Annotated in this window: 20 protein-coding genes; 13 read left to right on the top strand and 7 right to left on the bottom strand. The window is 32.4% G+C overall.

Translation table 11 applies throughout. The annotated features are described in order from the left end of the window. Nucleotides 1–201 precede the first annotated feature (201 nt). The gene (locus X928_RS08055; protein ID WP_245857213.1) at nt 202–1,359 is read right to left on the bottom strand and encodes a hypothetical protein; all 1,158 of its coding nucleotides are present in this window, start codon (nt 1,357–1,359) and stop codon (nt 202–204) included. A gap of 115 nt (nt 1,360–1,474) precedes the next feature. After that, nucleotides 1,475–1,675 carry a hypothetical protein gene (locus tag X928_RS10290; protein ID WP_041534131.1) on the bottom strand — a complete coding sequence of 67 codons (201 nt, stop codon included), beginning with the start codon at nt 1,673–1,675 and terminating at the stop codon, nt 1,475–1,477. A 367-nt stretch (nt 1,676–2,042) separates the two neighbouring features. Here X928_RS10290 and X928_RS10115 point away from each other — a divergent pair, with 367 nt between their 5' ends. Then, nucleotides 2,043–2,186, top strand: a complete 144-nt coding sequence (locus tag X928_RS10115) for a hypothetical protein (protein ID WP_155811093.1) — start codon at nt 2,043–2,045, stop codon at nt 2,184–2,186. Between the two features lie 324 nt (nt 2,187–2,510). On the opposite strand, the gene X928_RS08050 is transcribed toward X928_RS10115, so the two are convergent. After that, entirely contained in the window at nt 2,511–3,524 is a 1,014-nt protein-coding gene (locus X928_RS08050; RefSeq protein ID WP_169926353.1) for an IS3 family transposase, read from the bottom strand. Next, nucleotides 3,524–3,922 carry a transposase gene (locus X928_RS08045; protein WP_169926352.1) on the bottom strand — a complete coding sequence of 133 codons (399 nt, stop codon included), beginning with the start codon at nt 3,920–3,922 and terminating at the stop codon, nt 3,524–3,526. Before X928_RS08045 ends, X928_RS08050 begins: the two co-directional genes overlap by 1 nt. Nucleotides 3,923–4,393: 471 nt before the next feature. Between X928_RS08045 and X928_RS10110 the strand changes: the two genes are divergently transcribed. The 9 genes from X928_RS10110 (at nt 4,394) to X928_RS10190 (ending at nt 14,101) form a co-directional block, all read left to right on the top strand. Continuing rightward, nucleotides 4,394–4,564 (top strand): hypothetical protein, encoded by a 171-nt coding sequence (locus X928_RS10110; protein WP_169926351.1) that lies wholly within the window; start codon nt 4,394–4,396, stop codon nt 4,562–4,564. A gap of 76 nt (nt 4,565–4,640) precedes the next feature. Next, nucleotides 4,641–5,975 (top strand): radical SAM protein, encoded by a 1,335-nt coding sequence (locus X928_RS08040; protein ID WP_103079265.1) that lies wholly within the window; start codon nt 4,641–4,643, stop codon nt 5,973–5,975. Next, nucleotides 5,972–7,531 carry an amino acid--tRNA ligase-related protein gene (locus X928_RS08035; RefSeq protein ID WP_103079264.1) on the top strand — a complete coding sequence of 520 codons (1,560 nt, stop codon included), beginning with the start codon at nt 5,972–5,974 and terminating at the stop codon, nt 7,529–7,531. The genes X928_RS08040 and X928_RS08035 overlap by 4 nt, the downstream gene beginning before the upstream one ends. After that, nucleotides 7,513–9,009: a DUF885 family protein gene (locus tag X928_RS08030; RefSeq protein ID WP_103079263.1), complete on the top strand. Its 1,497-nt coding sequence runs from the start codon at nt 7,513–7,515 to the stop codon at nt 9,007–9,009. Before X928_RS08035 ends, X928_RS08030 begins: the two co-directional genes overlap by 19 nt. Beyond that, nucleotides 9,006–10,214 (top strand): MFS transporter, encoded by a 1,209-nt coding sequence (locus X928_RS08025; RefSeq protein ID WP_245857212.1) that lies wholly within the window; start codon nt 9,006–9,008, stop codon nt 10,212–10,214. Before X928_RS08030 ends, X928_RS08025 begins: the two co-directional genes overlap by 4 nt. Then, the gene (locus X928_RS08020; protein WP_012209362.1) at nt 10,195–11,160 is read left to right on the top strand and encodes a M29 family metallopeptidase; all 966 of its coding nucleotides are present in this window, start codon (nt 10,195–10,197) and stop codon (nt 11,158–11,160) included. Before X928_RS08025 ends, X928_RS08020 begins: the two co-directional genes overlap by 20 nt. 8 nt (nt 11,161–11,168) lie before the next feature. Further along, the gene (locus X928_RS08015; RefSeq protein ID WP_041534130.1) at nt 11,169–12,476 is read left to right on the top strand and encodes a hypothetical protein; all 1,308 of its coding nucleotides are present in this window, start codon (nt 11,169–11,171) and stop codon (nt 12,474–12,476) included. Between the two features lie 11 nt (nt 12,477–12,487). Beyond that, nucleotides 12,488–13,378, top strand: a complete 891-nt coding sequence (locus X928_RS08010) for a radical SAM/SPASM domain-containing protein (protein ID WP_012209360.1) — start codon at nt 12,488–12,490, stop codon at nt 13,376–13,378. A 579-nt stretch (nt 13,379–13,957) separates the two neighbouring features. Further along, complete coding sequence (locus tag X928_RS10190) at nt 13,958–14,101, top strand: hypothetical protein (RefSeq protein ID WP_196793027.1); 144 nt, start codon at nt 13,958–13,960, stop codon at nt 14,099–14,101. A gap of 106 nt (nt 14,102–14,207) precedes the next feature. On the opposite strand, the gene X928_RS08000 is transcribed toward X928_RS10190, so the two are convergent. Continuing rightward, the gene (locus tag X928_RS08000) at nt 14,208–15,929 is read right to left on the bottom strand and encodes a hypothetical protein (protein WP_103079261.1); all 1,722 of its coding nucleotides are present in this window, start codon (nt 15,927–15,929) and stop codon (nt 14,208–14,210) included. A 370-nt stretch (nt 15,930–16,299) separates the two neighbouring features. Between X928_RS08000 and X928_RS10105 the strand changes: the two genes are divergently transcribed. Next, the gene (locus X928_RS10105; protein WP_155811093.1) at nt 16,300–16,443 is read left to right on the top strand and encodes a hypothetical protein; all 144 of its coding nucleotides are present in this window, start codon (nt 16,300–16,302) and stop codon (nt 16,441–16,443) included. 17 nt (nt 16,444–16,460) lie between these two features. Here X928_RS10105 and X928_RS07995 read toward each other — a convergent pair whose 3' ends face one another. Then, the gene (locus tag X928_RS07995) at nt 16,461–17,042 is read right to left on the bottom strand and encodes a transposase (protein WP_255420134.1); all 582 of its coding nucleotides are present in this window, start codon (nt 17,040–17,042) and stop codon (nt 16,461–16,463) included. Between the two features lie 1,195 nt (nt 17,043–18,237). On the opposite strand from X928_RS07995, the gene X928_RS07990 reads away from it, so the two are divergent. After that, entirely contained in the window at nt 18,238–19,491 is a 1,254-nt protein-coding gene (locus X928_RS07990; RefSeq protein WP_169926350.1) for a radical SAM/SPASM domain-containing protein, read from the top strand. A gap of 469 nt (nt 19,492–19,960) precedes the next feature. Here the strand turns inward: X928_RS07990 and X928_RS07985 are convergent, their stop codons facing one another. Then, nucleotides 19,961–20,158, bottom strand: coding sequence for a hypothetical protein (locus X928_RS07985; protein ID WP_041534128.1), 198 nt, complete (start codon nt 20,156–20,158; stop codon nt 19,961–19,963). A gap of 412 nt (nt 20,159–20,570) precedes the next feature. Here X928_RS07985 and X928_RS07980 point away from each other — a divergent pair, with 412 nt between their 5' ends. After that, entirely contained in the window at nt 20,571–21,809 is a 1,239-nt protein-coding gene (locus X928_RS07980; protein ID WP_012209357.1) for an MFS transporter, read from the top strand. Nucleotides 21,810–21,997 lie beyond the last annotated feature (188 nt).

The following is a 21,997-nucleotide window of genomic DNA, read 5'->3' as shown; positions in this document are numbered from 1 at the left end:
ACCAAAATAATTAAAATATGAAAAATTTTTCATAGTTTATAAAATTTAGCTTGCTTGTAAGAAGTATGGGTAGAAAAAGTGAAATATGAACATAGGACTAAAATAACCACATGATGGTAGTCGGGTTGGCTAAAAAGTTTAATATAACCCAAAATAGGTTGTGGAAATTGTTAGAATTCTACGTTTCAAAAGATAGAACCTCTAAATTTCAAAAGCCTTGACTATTTCCACCAACTCTTCTCTTTCTTCCCCTTCAAAAACATAAAAAGAAATAGCAGAAGGTTTTCTTTTCAACGTATATTTTTTCACGAATGAATTAATCTCTTTTGGTACTTTCGGTGTGAATTCTTTTGGTATATCTTTTAAATCATAGTACCTACCGTAATTCATTATGAACTTTTCTATCGTCTTTTTTTGTCTTGCATTAAGACCAATGTAATTTTCAATGAACTCTTTTAAATTCTTTTTATTTAAGTCTTTCATAAACCTTTTTACAACTTCTTTCCTTCCCAAATAAAAAGGATGTTCATTGAAGGTTATATTTTTGTTTGTGTGGATTTTTGGTTCTTGAACGTTTGTTAGTAAAGAATTAAACTCTATCTTTGGATTTCTTTCAAAGATAGAGTTTACTAACTCTTTCGTGTAGTAATCACATCTTTCTTCAATTAAACTGTCATCTTCTATCTCTTTAATTATCTTTTTTAGATCAATCTTTTCTTTGTAGTAATGAACGAGGTAAGATGTAAAGAGTTCTGATATTTGTCTTTCTTTTGGAAAGTTCTTAAACTTTTCAAGGTTTATCTCAAACTTCTTATCTATATCCTTCTTTTTCAATTCTTTGATTATACATATAGGTGTGGATGTATCGATTTCAAACTCAAGAGCATCTATTATGTTTCTCAAGGTACTTGGTTGAATGTACTGTGTCTCTTCAAATAAAAACTCTTTCAACGTTTTTTCAGAAATGTTCATTGAGTCTATGGGTATCTTTTCTTTTCCTATCTCTTTCCTTATGAAATCTCTCAGCTTTGGTGTACCTCTGTGTTGGTTGTTATCCAAATTGAATACATAGTACTTTAATTGGTTAATGATATCTTTAAAAGTATTTTTTATCGGTTCACTTTCAGATTTGTTTAGTTGAGATAAACACCTCGAAAAGATAAAGGCGGTCTCATAAACCAGAGGGTCGTTATTATTCTTCTGTACTTGAAACACAGTATCAAGGGAATTGAAAACTTTAAAGTTATCATCATCGAAATAGTAACCAAGATAAAATCCCAATGGTAAAGTAAAAGCTAAAGCCTTTTCTTTGTTAATATCTTTCAACCACCAAGATATATTGTTTAAAGCCTGCACCATGCCAGAAGGATGTGGAATAGTTTTTAAAACCTTAAATGCTTCGATGTTTAAAGAAACTGCTTCATCGTATCTTTCTTCGTTAAAAGATAATACAAACCATCTTTTTTCAATCCCTTTATCTCTTTATCTCTTTATCTATTATCTCAAGGGCTTCATCGTATTTAACATCCCATTTTAATTTCAAAACGTTTATGTAATTGACAATGTTTTTATTTTTATCTGTTTTATCACTTTCTAAGTAATGAACAACATAATTCAAAATTGGTCTTATGAACTGTCCTTTATTAACAATTTTGACCAAAGATCGAAGATTCATTCTAAGAACCTCCTTATCCTCACGAAATGTTTACACAGCGTTATAATAATACAATATAAATTTACTTCAATTCAACTTAGAAATTTTCTAAAAATAAACCGAAACCATTCAAACATAATTGTACCATAATACAGATAAAAAAAGAAAAAGAAAATATAAGTAATTTAAAGATAACAAAAATTATCGAGTTTGATTTTAATATAAGTATTTTTTGACCGATCTCTGTAATACTTTATAAATACATATTTGAAGCCAATTAAAAAAACAGTTGAAAACCATATGGAAAAGCGTATGATTAAAATAAGGGATTGAATTATTTGAGATATTAGTTTTAAATTAAAAAAATAATTCAAGGGGGTGAAAAAGGATGAAGGGATTTTTTGTTGTTTTGTTGATCACAGGTCTGCTATTGAGTGGTATATTTGTTTTTGGTGGAGATGGTCGCATTACAGGATCAACAGATGGAGTAGAACCCACAGAGATGGTAAGTGTTGTGGAAGAAGTAGGGTAAATGCTTGGTTAGGGCTTTTACTTTGTACAAGAAGCAACAGTTGAAAAAAAATTTACAAGATTAAAGAAAGTAACTAGATAAGTGTTTGGAAGATATACGCTTCAGAAATGGGTCAAAACAATGATTAACGAAAGGTAAAATAAGTTAAGGCAAGAAGAAAAAGAACTAAAATATTGAATAATTATCCAAAATGCTCTTTGAAAATCGAAATAATTCTTAAAAAAATAGAAAAGTAATTAGAATTGAAGAATTTTTTAGGGAAATACGCATAAAAAAACCGGACGGAACCCCGAATATCAGAAATTAGAGAGGAGTAACTCGATTTTACTCAAAAATGGTAAGTTTTTCTTTGATTTCCTTAATTTTTATTCTATTTTCTTTGTATGAAACATGGAACTCATTTGGTGTCAAGTAGTTCAAAGAGCCATGAGGTCTAATATTAAGATAAAAATCCAAATACACTTTGTATTTCATAGTGAAATCACTAATATTAGTAAAGGTATTCAAAGGAACAAACTCTCTTTGGACACTCGAATGAAAAGATTCGATAAAGGCTTGACAATCTGGATTATGTGGATATCCGAACTCATGAAGTATACCAACATTTCTCATAAAATTTTCTGTTAACAAAGAAGTGAACTGAGTACCGTTATCTGATCTAATAATCAAGCCTTTTCCTGATATTCCTCTGTGCCTAAGAGCTTCAAAGATTGTTTTAATTATATCCTTTGATTTACATGATGGACCGACGTAAGAACCAACGATTTGTCTATCAAAAGTATCAATTATGCTGAACACTTGTACATAACCATCTTTAGTTTTGAAGTATTTGATATCCATTTCCCAAAACTGGTTAGGAGCTGTTGCAATATGTTTTTGAGGACCTCTTCTTGGATGTGGTGAATGGTTTGTATATTTTCCAACCAAACCGATTTCGTGTTTCAAACGGCTCATCTTTTTGTGATTGATAATTATTCCATAATTTTTCTTGAAATACGCACACAGCTTAGTAGAACCAAGAGTTTTCAAATAATGCTTTGAGACATACATATTGAGATGTTCCTTGATTTTTATTAGTTCAGCGATTACAAATTCATCAGGAACCTTATCACCATTCACAGTATAGCAAAAACCTCGAGTTTTAGAATTAGAATGCTTTTTCTTTGACAAAGAACTGGTATCCAAGAAGAGCCTCGTCTTGTAATAATAAGTGTTAGGTTTCACGTTGAACTCTTCAAAAAGATAAGAAAGAGAAACGCCGTACTCTCTATGTAACCTATTGACATATTGAATATCCAAAATGGGTGTAGATTTGAAATCAGCATGTCTATTTTCCATCATTTTCTCTGATTCAAATTTTTTTTTACAAACTCAACTTGTTCTCTAAGAACTCTGTTCTCAATATCCTTTTCGATCACCAAATCCTTCAAACTCTGAAGAGTCTGAGCGAGTTCGGGATATTCCATACAAAGCCGAGAAATCTCATCCAAATCGACACCGGAATTCTCGTAAACCACAGGAGGAATCTTAGAACCACGAGAAACAATGGAATTTTTATTAAAAGAGCCATTGAAAAAGCAAGAATAATTCTCACCAGAATCTCTAAACTTCTTAACCCACTTATAGATATTTCTGGTAGGGATGTTGTAAGTTTTACTAAGTTGAGAACAAGAAACACCTTTTTCGACACACTCTTTAACAACGTTAGCTTTTAACTCGGAGGGGTAAGACTTCACAAAAATCACCTCTTTTAAGAATTTATATTTATTATACTACCTTGCCCCTAAAATAAGAAAATGTCCTGTGGGTCAACTGTGGACTTTAAGTGGATAAACAGACGCAGTCAGAAAAGGAGTTACAACTGGGAACAATTTCAGCAGTTTCTCCACTTTAATCCTTTGCCTGTACCAAAGATATATCACTTAACTTACACTCTGTCCTGAAGACAGTGATGCACTACTGAAGAGCCGTATGCGGGAAATCCGCACGTACGGTTCTGTAAGGGTCATTAAACCGGAAGGATGATGTCTACTCGACAATGACAATTGAATGACCTCCTTACGAGATAATAAAAATGTGGTATCAAATAAATTATGCAGTGAGGAGGTAAAAGTATAATATTGAAGGTATTAAAAGTTGGTTACAATGCATGTTTTAGAATTTCTGAAGACACTATATAAAATCTCTTATTAAGGAGGTGAAACCATATGCTAGCAAAAAAGGAAGTTTACTTAAGTGGCTGGGGTGATATGTGCTGTCGTTCACATGATGCGGCTTTTTTTCAAAGTGATTTCAACGAATTTGAAACAGAAATTCTTGAAGCACTTGCTAGGATTGAAACCGAGCCTTCTGAAATCGTACTTAAAAACGAGGAGTAAGCTAAAAAGGGAGGAATACTAAGTGTTCCTCCCTTCTTCGGGTTACTATTACAACATATAAAGGTGGGGCATTTGAATGATAAAATTAGGAAAAGAACTTGTTAAATCAAGATACCTTCATACATTTAAAAAAGGTGATAAAACAATAATATTCAATAGCTTGAATCTTGAAATATTTGAAGGAGAACAATCTTACTACGAAATTATAAATAAATATTTGGTTCCTTCAAAGTGTGTAAACATTACTAAAGAGTTATCTGAATTATTTGATTCAAAAATTATTGTTTATAAAGAGGAAAACGAGTCAAATCAAGCATTAAAACGATTGAGGGAACTGCGGAGTAAGGCACTGAGAGAGAAGAAGGGAAGAATAGGTTTTATGCGCATTGATCTTACTGAGCAATGCAATATGGCTTGTTCCTACTGTTTTCAACAACAATTTTATAAGCATCGTCAGCCAGTTATGAGTATGGAAAAATTTGTTGAGATTATGAACTGGTTTATTGAGGAGAATCGAGGAAACGTACCACGTGTACAATATTTTGGTGGGGAACCACTTCTAAAATTTGATCTAATACAGAGGGGTAATGAAATGTTAGTTGATGCGAAAAATAAAAATAATATAAGCAATTATTCACAAATAATTACAACTAATGGAACTCTTATGACAAAAAAAATTGCAGATTATTTAAACAAATGGAATTTTGATGTAGCATTTAGCCTTGATGGGTGGAAAGACCTTAACGATAAAAGTCGCGTGTTTAAAGGAGGGCAAGGAACATATGATAGAGTTTTACAAGGAATTCATAATTTTAGGAGTTCAGGTGGAAATGTTAATATTTTGCTTACACCGCGGAATGACAATTTGGTTCATATTCCAGAAATTGTTAAGCATTTTGTTGAAGATTTGGGAGCAACAACTGTTGGTGTTAATTCTCCTCAACCGACAGAGGCAGGTTGGGAGGTAGAAGGACATGGTCTTGCGAAAGCCACTCAAAAGGCGTGGGAATACTGCATTGAAAAAAATGTTAATTTCGTTGGACCGGGGACGTTCATTCCCAAAATAATCAAATCAAAGTCTGCTCAAGTTGGTCGTTGTGTGGATGGAAATAGTGGAGAAGCTGAAGCAGAGTGGTCAATATATATTTCTGCAACAGGCGATTTTTCTTATTGTCTTGTTCATCACCAAGACGATAGATGTGTATCGGATGACCCAAAACAGATAAAGCAAGAATCAAAATTCAGATTGTGGCATTATAACACTTCTGATCATCCTGAATGCGATACTTGCATTGCTAGTCAAATCTGTGGTGGTCCTTGCAGCCTTGAACTGGCTTTACGCAGGGGAGAATTAAATCCAGATCGATGTAAATTTTATAAAGATATGGTCGAGTGGGTGGTGAAAAGGTGAATCTTCAAAAGAGAACATTGATTAAACAGTTGGATCAATTACCAGAAAATTCTATGGTAAAAATTTGCGGTTGGTTAGCCGTATCCAATGAAGACTTAATTGTTCGTGATTTCACGGGTGCAATCATTATAAAAGATATCGATGAAAAACTTTCTTCTGAAATAGGAAGCCGTGTCCAGGTCAAAGGGCTTTATTGTGGTAATAAAATAATGGTAAAAGAATTGAGCATAATCAGCCGATCGAATTTAATTATTTCAAATGATAAAGTTCAATCAATAAAAAAATATAGACAAACAGAACATGTGAACTTACTTCGGCAGATGAATATCGCTGAACAACTTGTTCGAGGTTTTCTATTAGAAAACAATTTTATAGAAATAAGAACACCCATCTTATGGGAGCCGCCTATTAGAGAATATGGGCAGCTGGAGTTAGAGGCTGTTCATCCTGAATTTCATAATTCAATGTATTCCCTCCTTCAATCTCCATTAGTTCCATCACTATTAATTGCAATTGGCGGTCTTGAAAGGACATTTCAATTTTCTCGCTGTTTTAGGTGGGATCCCCAGGGAGATGATAATACTAAGTCACTAGAATTTAACCAATTACACTTAACTATGGCTTTTACCAGCATGGAAGAAGGAAGAGAATTTTCTGAGAGATTGATTTCGCATCTCATAAACAATTTAAAAGGCGAAGGTTTTTCAAATAGTTTTTCTCGAATAACGTACGATGAATCAATCATGAAATTTGGTAATGATCGACCTGACTTTCGATATAATGAGATTCTAACTCCAATTATTTATTCGAAAGAAATTATTAATTCTCAAACTGATAGTCTTTTTCAAGGTGTATTAGTAAAATCATTACTGCCTGAATTTGTTCTTCGAACGTTGCTTGAATCTCTAGGTAAGTACTTCGAAAATGTAGGTATTATGACCATGTCGGGTGGAAATGTGAAAAAGTATGGTAATATCCACTTGAAAAATTTTAAGGCGTGGATTTCTAAATTTAATATAAAAAGTGATGTTACACTTTTTATACTTCAACCTAAGAGTGAAAGGTACGATCCACTAATAAAAGCTTTTTGTCGACAATTGGCGAAATACTTAAACCAATCAATAAAAGAGATAGGTATTGGATGGGTGGAGAACTTCCCATATTTATTTAAAATGGATGAGTTAAATGAAAAGGAATTAAAGTACTTAAAACATTTTAGTAGAAGTTTGTTTGGTCGTACTTATAAAGAAAATGGAAAAATATATTTAAGAAGTCATGATTTAATTTTAAATGGCGTAGAAATTGCAAGTGGTGGTGAAAAAGAACATGATGCTCTAAAGTTTAAGGAGAACTTAATTGTTGCAAGCAGGGGAGCGAATATAAATTTGGAAGATTATAATTACTACATTGAAGCTCTTCAAAATGGAGCTCCACCTCTTTATACAATTGCATTTGGTTGGGAAAGACTCCTGTCTCAAATATTCAAAACCAACTCAATATATGATTTAATAATATTTCCTAAGGACGGTGCTGGAAGATGGAAAGTAATAGAGTAAAAATAGAACAAGAAGCGAGGTTTGATCAAGTTAAAACGACGGAGTTATGTGAGGAGTATTTAAAAGTCGTGCAAAAAATTCTTCCGGGAAGAATAATGAGATGGGGATTAGATTGCCAGGTTCCGTTTGTAACACTTAATAAGTCAGTAATAACATCTTCTATTAATAAATTATATGAGCTAAAAAATAAATTACTAGCTATTCACGAGGATTCAATTGATTTTCAAATGCTAATTAAATCAATAAATTATAGATTATTTGAAATGGATGTTTTGTCAGAATGGCAGACGAGACCTTATTTTTATATCGAACGACAGCTGAATTTTTTTGTGGATATATTCCAATCTGAATTATCGAAAAGCTTTAGTAAGGAATGGTTTGATGCTCGTATAAAGTCTATACCTGATCTATGTTTTACTGCCATCGAAAATTTAGATTGGCAAAGGGTGCCCTCCATAGAACGAATATGGGGTTCTATAAAATTAAAACGTATTTCTCAAATGCTCGAGGAAGTCCTAGTTAATCGGGGGGAATCAGAAAAATTTATACAGTCTATTTTAAAACCTCTACAAGAGTTTAGAAACAGGTTGGAGGACAAAACAGTCCTACATCCGATTATAAAACCTTGGAATTTAAATCAGCTTGAAAGGGTTATTGATGACATCTCTGGAATTAAGATAGATTCAGAGTTCCTTAGAGAAAAATGCTTGAAGATAATATCAGATACCAAAGTAATTGCTTCTCAGATACGAACTAAAAAGAATGGTATTAAGGTTGAAAAAGCTTGGATTAAAAAAAAATTACAAGACATATCCATTGCCTTCGCTAGTCTATTTGATATCTCTAATATGTTACTTGGTAGTTTAAAAATTTCATTAATAAATGATCTAAACGATGAAGATATTAACAAGCCACGAGCTTCGTACGCGATAGTTAATACATTAACGAATGAACCATCCTTTTACTTTTTCTGTAGACCAAGCTCTTATAGTAACCAAAGCCAACTTATCTTAGATTTAGTACATGAGGTATACCCTGGCCACCATTATGAACGCACACTTTACTATTCAAGTAACAAGAATAATTTATGCAGATTATCATATGAGAACATTTTTTTCATAGAAGGTTGGGCAAAGTATGTCCAAGATCAGTATTTATTATTGAACTTTGATGAAGAAATGAACCTTTGGAATAAAAGGGATCATTTTGTTATGGCTCTAAAGGCTTTGGCGGTGTTATGCGTTCACAAACAGAATGCTGACTGGTCATCTTCAATGTCTTATTTGTCTAACTTAACCGACTTGCCTTCTGAAATTATTGCATCAATTCTACTTGAAGCATATTTAAATCCAATTGATACTTTGGCGCCCCTTGTGGGTATCTTAGCTATACAAAAATACAGTGAGGTAAATGGTATCGATAATAATCTTATAAAAACAGGAGGATCTGACCTATGGGGCGTTTTGGTAAATCAATGAAACCCGACTCTACAATAATGAAATATTATTTTATTATTATCCTTTATAACGGTATTGATAAATTATTCGGAACCGTCTATGTTGCTCATATGGGTTTAAGGGGATTAACTTCATTTCAAATTGGCCAGGTATTAGCGATTTCTTCAATAGCGTTAAGTATATTTGACTTTCCAACTGGAAACATTGCTGATAAATACGGGAGGAAAAGATCGTTAGTGTTAGGATTTTTTATATGGTCCATCGGGTTACTGGTATTCTTCCAAGCAAATAATCTATTTACTTTTATCTTGAGTATTTTATTGTGGGCAGTCGGCGTTTCATTGATTAGTGGTACTCCAGGAGCTTGGTTTGTTGATGAAATTACTAAAGAGGGTCGAGCGCATTTAAAAGCGAAAGTGTTTCCGAATGCAAATGCAATTTCACTAATATTCGGCGCTATCGTGGCTTTATTGTCCTCTGTTCTTGCAATTGGTCGTCCGGATTTTCCCTTATTAGTTGCTGGTATAATGGCACTTGGAACATCGATCATGCTTATTTTTATTTTAAATGAAAATTACGGAGATAGGGCAATTTCATTTAGGAAAGCCCTTGTTCGAAACACAATTGATATTTTTAAAAGTGCCACAATGAGATTAATTTTGATTTACTCTATGACAGGAAGAATTGCTTTCCAGACCTTTGTAATGATATGGCAATTATATATGGTCAAAGAGCTTAAATTGTCTACCGCATACTTAGGTTTTACAATGGCTATTTTTCTTGTAGTATTAGCCGTTGGAAATAGTTTAGCAGGCATACTTCTAAAGCGTTTTGAAGGTGTGAAAGTATCAATAATAGGACAAGGTTTAATTGCAATTGGTTCTATTACAATTGTTTCTCACACTTCAATTGTTGCTTTCTACTTAGGAGCTAGTTTAATCGAATTGGGATTGGGCATAGATAAGAGTGCAAGTTCAGTATGGGTTCATGATTTCATTCCAAGTGAGAGGAGAGCATCTTATATTTCAGCTATTTCTGCTGCTGGATCCTTGTTTGGTTTTACTATTCCTTTAGTAAGTGGTTATATTGCGGATCAGATAGGTTTTCGCTACAATTGGTTGTTAGCATTTATAGGAAGCCTTATTACAATTACACTATTAATCAAAATCGGTACTGCAATAAGAACTGTGAGAGAAGGGGTACAGAATGTCGAGAAATCAAAATAGTGAAATCAATACTTGTTTCCATAAGGTACTATCTGAATGCGGAGTAATTGATCAATTTAAAAAAGTGATCATTATCTTTAAAGAGAATGAATACGTTTGGATAGAACTTAAAAACGTATTGGAAAAATATGAAGTTAATACTATAATGGTTCGTATTCCTAATGAAGAAAAAGATATTAACTCGTGGATTCCCAAAAGATGTGAAAATGGATTATTTTTTATTGAGCCGTTAGGTTTCTACGAAGCTGATTTGACGATATTCGGACTACCAATAGAAGCCCGCGATTATATATTTCAAAAACGCTTGCATGAGAGATTTATCGAACTTCAAACCTCTGGTCAACCTACTATTATGATTGACTGGCCACCTGAAGATATAGAATCTTCGCTCAAAGAACTAGTAAGTCACTTATATATCCGGGCTTTATGTGCTGATTACTCAAATGTTCATACAGAAAATGAACGCTTAAAAAATTGGTTGAATAGGGGACGTGCATATCGAATAACTACCAGTAACGGTACCGACATATTAATTAAACGAGAAGAGCGCCCTATCCATACTGAAGATTGTCTTATTAACAAAACGAATAAAAGTATTTTGCAACTGCCATGTGGAGAGGTCTTTTTTGCGCCCATTGAAAAAGCTTCAAATGGAGTACTAGTAACAAAAGTGGGTAAGAAAAAGATAGAGATTAGTATAAAGAATGGTGTTGCTAGATTTGAAGATGAAAGGTTTCTTAAAATACCTAATGAATCCTTTTTAGGGGAATTTGGTATAGGCACCAATAGATCAATGGCTAAGCTATTTTCGTTATCTTCAGGTGAAAAGGCTTACGGAACTTGCCATTTTGGTTTTGGTAACAATACAGATATAGGTGGGCAAATTTCCACTGAGTATCATTATGACATCATAATTGATGAACCTACGATAACAATTTTGGAATGATTTATGTCATGACAATAAGACATTTTCTTTACAATAAAAAAAAGATAGAAATTTTATCTCTTAACGGTAATTGGATCGACTTTCACGATTTAATTCCTTATATACCTATCGAAGATGGGGATCAGTTCTTTTTAGTCCTTTTTGGTAAAAAAGGAGAAAGGAAGATTTTTGTTGCTTACTATACTGAGAATACGATAGAGTGGCTAACAGTTTTTTTTGATGGTAGAGATGAGCTTTTTGATAAATGCCAAGCAAATATTGTAATCGAAAAAGTAGGAAATGAATTGACCCTAAATGTACAGTACCAAATAAGAGGAGTTAATATAGACTCTTATTTGATACTATTAGTTGAAGAAAAAATAAAAAAAATAAAAAAAATATCAATCAATGATTTAATGATTGTTGATTATCAAAGATTTGGCCCTTTTATTATTGGGGCACTTCATGAAGGAATAAGTAGGATAAATTTAAGTTATATACTTGTCTGGGAAGATGTATCTTCATTGTTGCTAACGTCACAAAAAGGATCTTTTACACTCCCCACCTGGACAATTTCTTGTCCAGCTGTTGTAAAAATTAATGATAGTTCTCTTTATTATTCTTCAAATCATAGTATAGCTAACAAAAATGAATTGTTTTTTGAAGATATTAGAAATATCGTAATTAATATAGAGACCGAACCTAGCAATTTTCAATACAGTTATTATTACGGATCAGTTATATCTAATGTTCCACTTAAAGATAAATGGGATTATAAATCAGAAATTACAAAAATTATTCAATATTATGAAGACCACTTTAAACCTCTTAAGTATCTTCACATTTCAACATATTCAGGAGATATTGCGAATGCAGTAAGTTTTTCACATTTAATATTATTTCGAAAGGAATTGCTAGCCAGTCCAGAAACTCTACTATTTAGTTATTTACCCCATGAAATCGCTCATCAGTGGTTTGGAAATAATATTAAGTTTAGGGGTAAAGGTGCATCGTTACTTACAGAAACAATAGCAGAACATTTACAGTTATTATATGATACTTACCGTTTTGGGCATTCCTTTTTAGAGCGTCGTTTAAACTGGTACAAAAAAAATGAAATTTCAAATAATAAATTTCAAAAGTATGCGTTTCTATTGTTGAAATGGCACGATATATTTGAAACATTAGGAACAAATAGTTACTTCAATCTTTTAAATGAGTTACTTTGTTCTAGCACTCGAATTGTTCAAGTTGATGAATTTTTAAGCAGATTTGCATCAGCAGCAAAAATAGACATTCATTTCCTGATAAAGTTATTTTCGGGATATTTCCAATAAGAGGTGAAGAGATGCTCCATCAATCTTTTTTAATTATGGGTGGTTGTAATTTAAGTTGCTCCTATTGCTATTACCAGGTAGGTAACCTTCACTATTCTCCCACTCGTTTAAAACCTTCAGATGTTGAACAATGGGTTGAAAAATGCATGCATTTAATGAAAATAGAATCCATTACCTTTACTGGAGGAGAGCCCTTATTAAGGAGAGATTTTTTTGAGTTTGTGGAGATACCTATAAGATACGGAATTGATACCAGAGTTTTGACCAATGGCACATTACTAACTGATAAACATGCAAGTTTCTTTCGTGATAATAATGTTGAGGTTTGTGTGAGTTTAGACAGTATATCTTCTAATTATCACAAACAACATCGTGGTGGATTTGAAAGAACAATGGAAGGGATTTTAAAACTACGCGATCATAAGGTCAGGCGCAGGTATTTGACCTCTATTATTAGTAAAGGTAATTTTGATCAAATTGAAGAACTAATAAATTTTGCAAGGCGGAATAATTTTGGAATCAGGTTTCATCCTATTGCAGTTGGAGAAGATAACCCACTATTTTTAGGTAATTGCTCCAAGCAAGAACAATCTTTAATATTAAACAGCTTAAATTCATGGGCTAAACAAAATAATAAAGAATACTATTTAGGATTAATTTATTCAATTATGAAGTTTGGAGCTCCTCCAAGATTGAGCGATTGCCCTTTCACAAGACAATCTATAGTAATCGATTCGGATGGAAGTATATATCCATGTTATCAACATAAAGATGATAAAAGGTATAGGCTCGGTAACATTACTCAGACAAGTCCTGAAGAGGTTGAAGAAAATAAAAGAAAATTTTTTACTCAGGTTCAACCTGCGTCATGCATAAAAACCGCTTGTCTTGGAGTATTTTAGTTGCACTTAATAACAAATATTTTTGTTCTAATTCAAGCGTTCTTTGCATGATCTAAGATATGAAATTCATCACAATGTGTTCTCTTGAGTTTGACAGTTGAGAGATGGTTTTTCAGTAAACCGAACGAAAGAAAGCGAGTTTGAGAGAATAAATCGCCTATTTTTTTGAAAAAAATTTTTGATGTAGTGACACTTTTGAAAAACACAGAAAGCAAAAAACGCTTTTTTACATTTATTCATGCCTGTTTTAGAATTCTTACATTTTTGTAATTGTCAAACTCAGGGTATTCCTAAATACGTATCTTTTCCAATTGAAGATAGATAAGTTATTGAATAAAAATCTATTATAAGATCTCAAGCTTAAAGACAAAAAATAGACCATACTTTAAACTAAAAGCCGACCAAGTTGCCCAGCATGGGCAATAGCTAAGCGGTGAAAGTCCGTTGTGGGCCAGGTAGCGGGAACCACTAGTCGAAGGCAAGGGTGTCCATCGTGAGGTGGAATCTGAAGGAAGCCCAAGACAAAGTCCCGGTCCGATGAACAAGAACCAGATACAAGGCTAAGTGGAGTGGACGAGTTTGCCTAACAAAACGAAGTCCAACAGCTATCCAGAACTTCACGGAGTAGATCTGGCGGATATATGGGATGAAAGTTATTGCACTTACCTGGGGAGATCTCAAGAACATGCTGTTAAGGCAACCCATGCAGCAATGTATGGCTGAATCTTGAGAAGTTAGCAGAGGTCATAATACTCATTGGAAGATGAGGAAGGACGGTAGATAAATAAATAAATTAATTAATTAATTAATTATCTACCTCCTACCCGATTTAAAAATTGCTGATAATTTCCACAAACTCTTCTCTTTCTTCCCCTTCAAACACATAAAAAGAAAGGGCAGAAGGTTTTCTTTTCAACGTATATTTTTTCACGAATGGATTAATCTCTTTTGGTACTTTCGGTGTGAATTCTTTGGGGATATCCTTTACCTTTAAATCATAGTACCTACCGTAATTCATTATGAACTTTTCTATCGTCTTTTTTTGTCTTGTATCAAGACCAATGTAATTTTCAATGAACTCTTTTAAATTCTTTTTATTTAAGTCTTTCATAAATCTTTTTACAACTTCTTCCCTTCCCAAATAAAAAGGATGTTCTTTGAAGGTTATATTTTTGTTTGTGTAGATTTTTGGTTCTTGAGCGTTTGTTAGTAAAGAATTAAACTCTATCTTTTGATTTCTTTCAAAGACAGAGTTTATTAACTCTTTAGTGTAGTAATCACATCTTTCTTCAATTAAACTGTCATCTTGTATCTCTTTAATTATCTTTTTTAGATCGATCTCTTCTTTGTAGTAATGAACGAGGTAAGATGTAAAGAGTTCTGATATTTGCCTTTCTTTTGAAAGGTTTTTAAACTTTTCAAGGTTTATCTCAAACTTTTTATCTATATCCTTCTTTTTCAATTCTTTGATTATACATATAGGTGCGGATGTGGTGATTTCAAACTCAAGAGCATCTATAATGTTTCTCAAGATACTTGGTTGAATGTACTGTGTCTTTGCAGATAAAAACTCTTTTAATGTTCTTTCAGAAACATTTATTGAATCTATGGGTATCTTTTCTTTTCCTATCTCTTTCCTTATGAAATCTCTTAGCGTTTTTGTGTTTAAGTAATTTCTATTTCTAATATTCAAAACAAAACGTCTGACATCATGAATGGTATATTCAAACTTATTCCATATTATTTTTTTCTTATCGACACTCAACAATGAAACTAAGCGTGAAAAAATAAAGGCGGTTTCATAAAACAACGGATCGTTATTATTCTTTTGTACTTGAAATGTAGTATCAAGGGAATTGAAAACATCAAAGTTATCATCATGGAAATAGTAACCAAGATAGAATCCCAATGGAAAGGTAAAAGCTAAAGCCTTTTCTTTGTTTGTATCTTTCAACCACCAAGATATATTGTTTAAAGCTTGCACCATACCAGAGGGATGTGGAACAGTTTTTAAAATCTTAAATGCTTCGATGTTTAAACAAACTGCTTCATCGTATTGTTCTTCATTCTTTTTTCCTCTTGATTTTGATAGTAATATGAAGCCTTTGGTGGCGGGAGTATTTTCATAACTTTCACTCCAAATCCTAATGGTTTGCAAATCTTTTTCTTCAAAATTTAATTCACGAACATTCTTTAACTTCTCAACGACTATTCCTCTTAAATACTTAGGAAGTTTTTCGAATTCTTCCTTCAATTGATTGAATACTTCTTTAATCTCTTCATTTCTAGAAAGATTGACTAAAATACTTATCTTTTCAACTAAAATTAGACAATACAAACTACCTTTTTTCAATCCCTTTATCTCTTCATCTATTATCTCAAGGGCTTCATTATATTTAACATCCCATTTTAATTTCAAAACGTTTATGTAATTGACGATGTTTTTATTTTTAGCTGATCCATCACTTTCTAAGTAATGAACAATATAATTCAAAATAGGTCTTATAAACTGTCCTTTATTCGCAATTTCAACCAAAGATCGAAGATTAATTCTAAGAACCTCCCTATCCTCACGAAATATTTACACAGCGTTATAATAATAGAATATTCGTTTACTTCAATTCAACATAGAAATTTTCTAAAAATAGACCGAAACCATTCAAACATAATTGTACCATAATACAGATAATAAAAAGAAAAAGAAAATATAAGTAATTTAAAGATAACAAAAATTATCGAGTTTGATTTTTAACATAAGTATTTTTTGACCAATCTCTGTAATTCTTTATCAATACATATTTGATACCAATTAAAAAAAACACTTGAAAACCATATGGGAAAGTGTATGATTAAAACAAAGGGTTAGATTATTTGAAATATTAGTTTTAAATTAAAAAAATAATTCAAGGGGGTGAAAAAGGATGAAGGGATTTTTTGTTGTTTTGTTGATCACAGGTCTGCTATTGAGTGGTATATTTGTTTTTGGTGGAGATGGTCGCATTACAGGATCAACAGATGGAGTAGAACCCACAGAGATGGTAAGTGTTGTGGAAGAAGTAGGGTAAATGCTTGGTTAGGGCTTTTACTTTGTACAAGAAGCAACAAAGGCAATAAAGATAGTGATTTTTAAATTCTTTAATGTTTTAAAACCAAAAGCCCTTTTAGTAAATCCTCTAAGTTTAGAGTTCATACCTTCTATTTTACCGTTTGAAATATTCGTTTTTATGTGTAACAAGATACCTTCTATGTGATTTAAGAGAGTCTTAGCGGCTTTAATCATTTCGGGTATATTTGATTCTATTACCTTTTCATACCATCGTTTAAAATACTTAGCTGCATAAGAAGGTTTCTTGTAATCGAACATCTTTTTAAACTCAAGTACCGATCCGTAGGCTTGAAGTGTGCCAAGATGTTGATATTCCATCAATTCATCGAGTCTAACTTTATCTTTCTTGGTAAGGTTGTTAGGATTTTTTAATAGCAAGTATTTCGTCCTTTTGAGTATCTCATGGTACCCTTTATTCTCTCTGGCTCTCACTTTATCAAGTTGGGCACTTAATACATTAAGTACATGGAATTTGTCAAATATTATCTTTGCTTTTGGGAAATGTTTTCTTGCTCCAGCTTTGAAAGGTACCGACATATCCATACATATGGACTCTATGTCTTTATATATATTGAGTGTATCGGGTTATTGTTCTATCTTTTCTATGTACCATGGATCTGTTATATTCAATATCTGTTCAAATGGTTCTTAGTATCAGTTATCTTAATCAGTGTCCTATATGTTGCCCAGCGTAAAAATAGTATTATTACTCTATTAAAATTGAACACTTTATACAATGGTTTAACTAAAGATTTTGGGAAAGGAGGTGTTTTCATAATGGAAAATAACACAAAGGATAAAATAGAGATAATAGAATTGAATAACGTCGAATTTGAGTCAACTTGTAAGTATGATATGTGTGGCAATGGTAATGTTTAGTACAAAATAAGAGAATGGAATTATTACGCTGGGCAGCATTCTTAGCTTTAATATGAATAATTTTAATGGTTCTCTCATGAAAAAAGTGGGTAAGTAAGCTGGAGTTAAATTAAGTTTATCTAGGGCACTAAAGAAAATACTTTGCAGCATAAGAAGATTTATTGTAATCGAATATTTCTTTGAATTTATCAAATATTATCTTTGCTTTTTGAAAGTGTTACCTTGCTCCAGCTTTGAAAGGGGGAACATATCCTTTGGACGGGAGTATATGCACTGTAATATTTACCGTTGTATTCAAACTTTGCACCTTTTTTGAAATCCACATATATGTTGATTGTATCTCCATGTTGTTCTATCCTTGCTATGTACCATGGATCTGTTATATTCAGTATCTGCTCAAAGAATTTTGGTAGTTCTTTTCTTCTCTGATATCACTCCTTATCTATTCTGTGTTTTCTTACATGATACCAGATTATTTAATCATTTATTCATATTTAATTTTTTCTACCCACACTTTTTGGAAGAGAACCAAAAAGGATTTCAGAAAACAAGACTTTGATTTTAAAAGGGTTACGGGCGGTGTCCTTTCATCCTGCTCGGGATGAGCTGCTGGACAAAGGGGAGCTAAAGCAGATTGCATGTAACTTACGTTGATGGAGATATTTTTTAAATTTTTGAATTAAAAGGTTTTGTTTAAAGCGAGTTAAGAATTACGGAAGACAATAAATATTTATTTTGAAAGAGGAGGTAAGAAATAATTATGGAAAAGCAAAATTTGAGAAAGGCGAAAACTACATATATTGTACCTTATGAAAATGGGAAATTTGTTTTTCTTTCTAATCTAACATCAAAGGTAATGATAGGTGACACCGCAGTGAAAGATATTGTAGAAAACCCTAATTCTTATTTAGATTCTAACCCAAATGTTGTAAAATATCTTTATGAAAATGGTTTTATTGTCAAGAATGAGGCCATAGAAAGTGAAATACTTTATACTAATTTTGAGAAAGCAAAAAATGACATTTCTCTTACTTTTGTACTATATTTGACTTTGAACTGTAATTTCAATTGTGTGTATTGTTTTCAAGGTGAAGAAAACAAAAATAGAAATATAACTTTTAAAAAAAATGATAGTGAGCTAATAGTAAATTTTATAAAGAAAAAATTTGATGCCTCCGATGATGAGAAACTAACTTTAACATTAACTGGTGGAGAGCCACTTTTAAAATTCCCTTTAATTCAAGAAATAGTAACGAAGTTAGAAAGTCAAGTAGGTAAGAATCGTTTATCAACAAGATTAATTTCTAATGGTTCATTATTGGATGAAGAAAAATGCAGGTTTTTTGAAAAACATAATTGGGTTTCTACTCAAATTACTATGGATGGCACCGAATACTATCATAATAAAATGAGACCTTATAGAAATGGAGAAGGGTCGTTCCAGGATGTAATTAAAGGTTTGGATAATGCCTTGAAGTACTGTAAAGAAGTTATTTTGAGGATAAATGTATGGCCTCAAAATATAAGCGGAATAAATGACTTATTAGATTACTTGAAAAAAAATGGATATGCAGAAAAAAGTAATTTAATTCTGGGCTTTCATCAAATTCAAAACTTTTGTGAAACCATAAGAGATAAACTTGAAGGGTTAACATGTAGTTCTTCACAGTGGGGGTTAATGTCTTTAAAATTCCATGAATTAGCTCGCTTTAAAGGATTTAAAAATGTAGATTTACCTCTATCGTTTCCAAGGATGCTACATTGTGGAGCTAATTCCTTAAAAGTTTTTCATATATTACCAGACGGAAGAATAGCTACTTGTTGGGGCACAAGTGGTGAAATGGATGATTTTGTAATTGGAACAATTTATGATGAAAAACCTAACAAAGCATACTTAAAGAACTTAGAAACACTGAAAGGTTATAACCCTCTTAACCAAGATAAGTGTAAAAAATGTGAAGTCTTTGCTCTATGTGGAGGTGGTTGCTTGGCGGAAGCTTTAAGTGAAAATGGAGATATGTCTAAATCTGTTTGTTCTAATGTTAAATATGATCCAGAAAAATATCTAACATTATTTGTAAAAGAGCGCTTGAGAAAAAGTAAATTTTCTACCAGACAATTTACCTAAATCCCCGTTTAGAAAGGAATAGGAGATAGAAAATTAATTTATCTACTTCTTAAAGGTTAGTCAGCGTGGGCAATAGCTAAGCGGTGAAAGCCTGTTGTGGGGTAGATGGCAGAAACCAGTAGTCGAAGACTAGGGTGTTCATCGTGAAGTGGAATCTGAAGGAAGCCCAAAGCAAAGTCTCAGTGCCGTTCCATATGAGCGTTATCGTATTTCTTGTAAGGTTTACTCATTAAAAGATTAACATCTTTCTCTCCTTTTACCTTATTCAAAAAGTATTTTTAGTATACAGCCGAGTTTTAAGGTCGTGTTAGATCATAATTAATTGTCATCGAAATAGGGTAGTGGTTAGATAGTAAGTATGTCTTTGAAATTGATTCGCTTTTTGTTAGTTGAATGTTGTAAAATTTATTCACAAGAACATTTATTTCCTTGAACCCCTTCGGGGCATTTCCTTTTAACCAAATGGAGATCAGCTTGGAATCAATATTATCGTTTTTAGAATGACGAAGAGTTTCACTTTTTCTGAACTCTTTTTAAGGATCTTGTCGAAAGTTGTGAAACCACTCATATTCTGTTTGAGTTTACCGCTAACGATTTTGATTCTATCTGAATTGGAGACGTAGTAATGAAAAGAATTTTTAGAAATATCAATACCTACAAAATACATATTTTTTCACCCCACTTTAGTATTGTTTGAAAATCCGCCTTTTACAATCATCCTTGCTAATACGGCCTTGAAAGGTCAATCAAGTATCGGATTTATGGGCGGAAGGTGGGTAGCGAACAAACTTTAGAACGAACTTAAAAGTTCAGAGAGTATACGCGTTCTACTACCCACTCATTTTTCAAAGAAAATAGTTATTTATACTTATATTGTATTATCAAATATCATAGAAGACAGTATAATATCTTCTCTTAAGAGTAAATTCCCGAAGTAGCATGCGGGAGTTACTTTTTTATTTAAATTACGGCATTACTTTAAAAATTTTAATAAAATACTTGACTTTTTTAAAGTAATATATTATAATCTTTGTAGAATATTTATTATGATATTCAAAAATCTTAAAGGGGGAGATAAAATGTCAAAATCAACTGGAGGGTTACATCTTTTAATAAAAAACCGTAATTTTCTACTTTTGTTCTTCGGTAGACTAGTATCCAGCGTCGGATCTGCTATTTTTATTATAGCTATTCTTTGGTCAGCTGCAGCTGAGATAGGCGGGGTAGGTGCAGTTAGTACTGTTTTAAGTACTATAGCTGTTACGAATATTATTTTTTCTCCTTTTGCAGGTGTTTGGGCAGATAGATGGAAAAAGAAAAATATTCTTGTGATAACAGATTTAATAAGTGGTGGAATCCTTATTTTACTCGGTATTTTCTTTGGAACATATTTCTATCAAATTTGGGTATTGATAATAACCATTTTTGGATTACAGATCTGTGGTACTTTATTTGGTCCTGCTTTGTTGTCGTTAATCCCGATTATGGTAAACGATGATGAGCTTTCTCAAGCTAACGCCATGATTTCAATGACAGATAGACTTTCTCAACTTATTGGGATGGCTATCGGCGGTGTGATTGTGTCTTTAGTGGGAATAAAATGGGCAATTTTAATCGATGGTTTGACTTTTATTTTTTCGGCAGTTTCTGAAATGTTCATTAAAGCAGAAGAAAAGGGCAGAAAAAAAGTGGAAGCTAGAAAAACTGGTTTGATCTTTTCAGATATCAAAGAAGGTTTCAAAGTGATATGGACCAATGTTCAGCTTAAAGGGTTGATAACTTTAGAGACTTTAGATGATTTTTTTGGAACCACTATATTCGTTTTCCTACCCGTATTGGCTAGTGAGATACTGAAAGTAGGTCCTGGTGAGTATGGAATTATGCAAACAATGTTGGGCGCAGGCTCTTTTATAACCGCCTTTGTTCTATCATCCATTAAAGAAATAAAAATGAAGTACGTAGCACTAATGCTATCCTCCGTTTTGGCAGGAGTATTCCTGGCTTCTCTTGGTATAGTTAACAGTTATATTTACGTATTGATTGCCTTGTTGATGTTAGGTGTTATGACTGAGATAGGAAACATCAATGAAAATCTTTTGATTCAAAGAATTACCCCTGAAAACACAAGGGGAAGGGTTTTTGCGTTGCGATCAACGATAGATAATTCGCTGAGACCTTTTTCTTATGCTTTTGCGGGGATAATGGCAGTATTTTTTTCATTGAAAAGTTTGTTCTTTGTCTTCGGAATAATAACTAGCATACTTGGAATATTTTACCTATTGATACCTTATCAATTGAAAAAGAGGAATGTTTTCTAAAAAATGGCTGTATAATAAAAATGGTTGATGAGGTACTTGACAAAAGGGGTAAAAAAAGATATCACTTCTCATAGAGCACAAAATAAAAATAAAAAGAGAGAAATGATATCAGGAGCAACAAAATTATAGCACAAATACTGGATATTGACAAAGGTTTTAAGTTAAAAGTCAAGTATGATAGTCCCCTA

Origin of the sequence: Petrotoga miotherma DSM 10691 (genome assembly GCF_002895605.1) — a bacterium.
Taxonomy (GTDB): domain Bacteria; phylum Thermotogota; class Thermotogae; order Petrotogales; family Petrotogaceae; genus Petrotoga; species Petrotoga miotherma.
The sequence above is the reverse complement of the archived record's forward strand: the minus strand, read 5'-3'. Positions and strand labels throughout refer to the sequence as shown.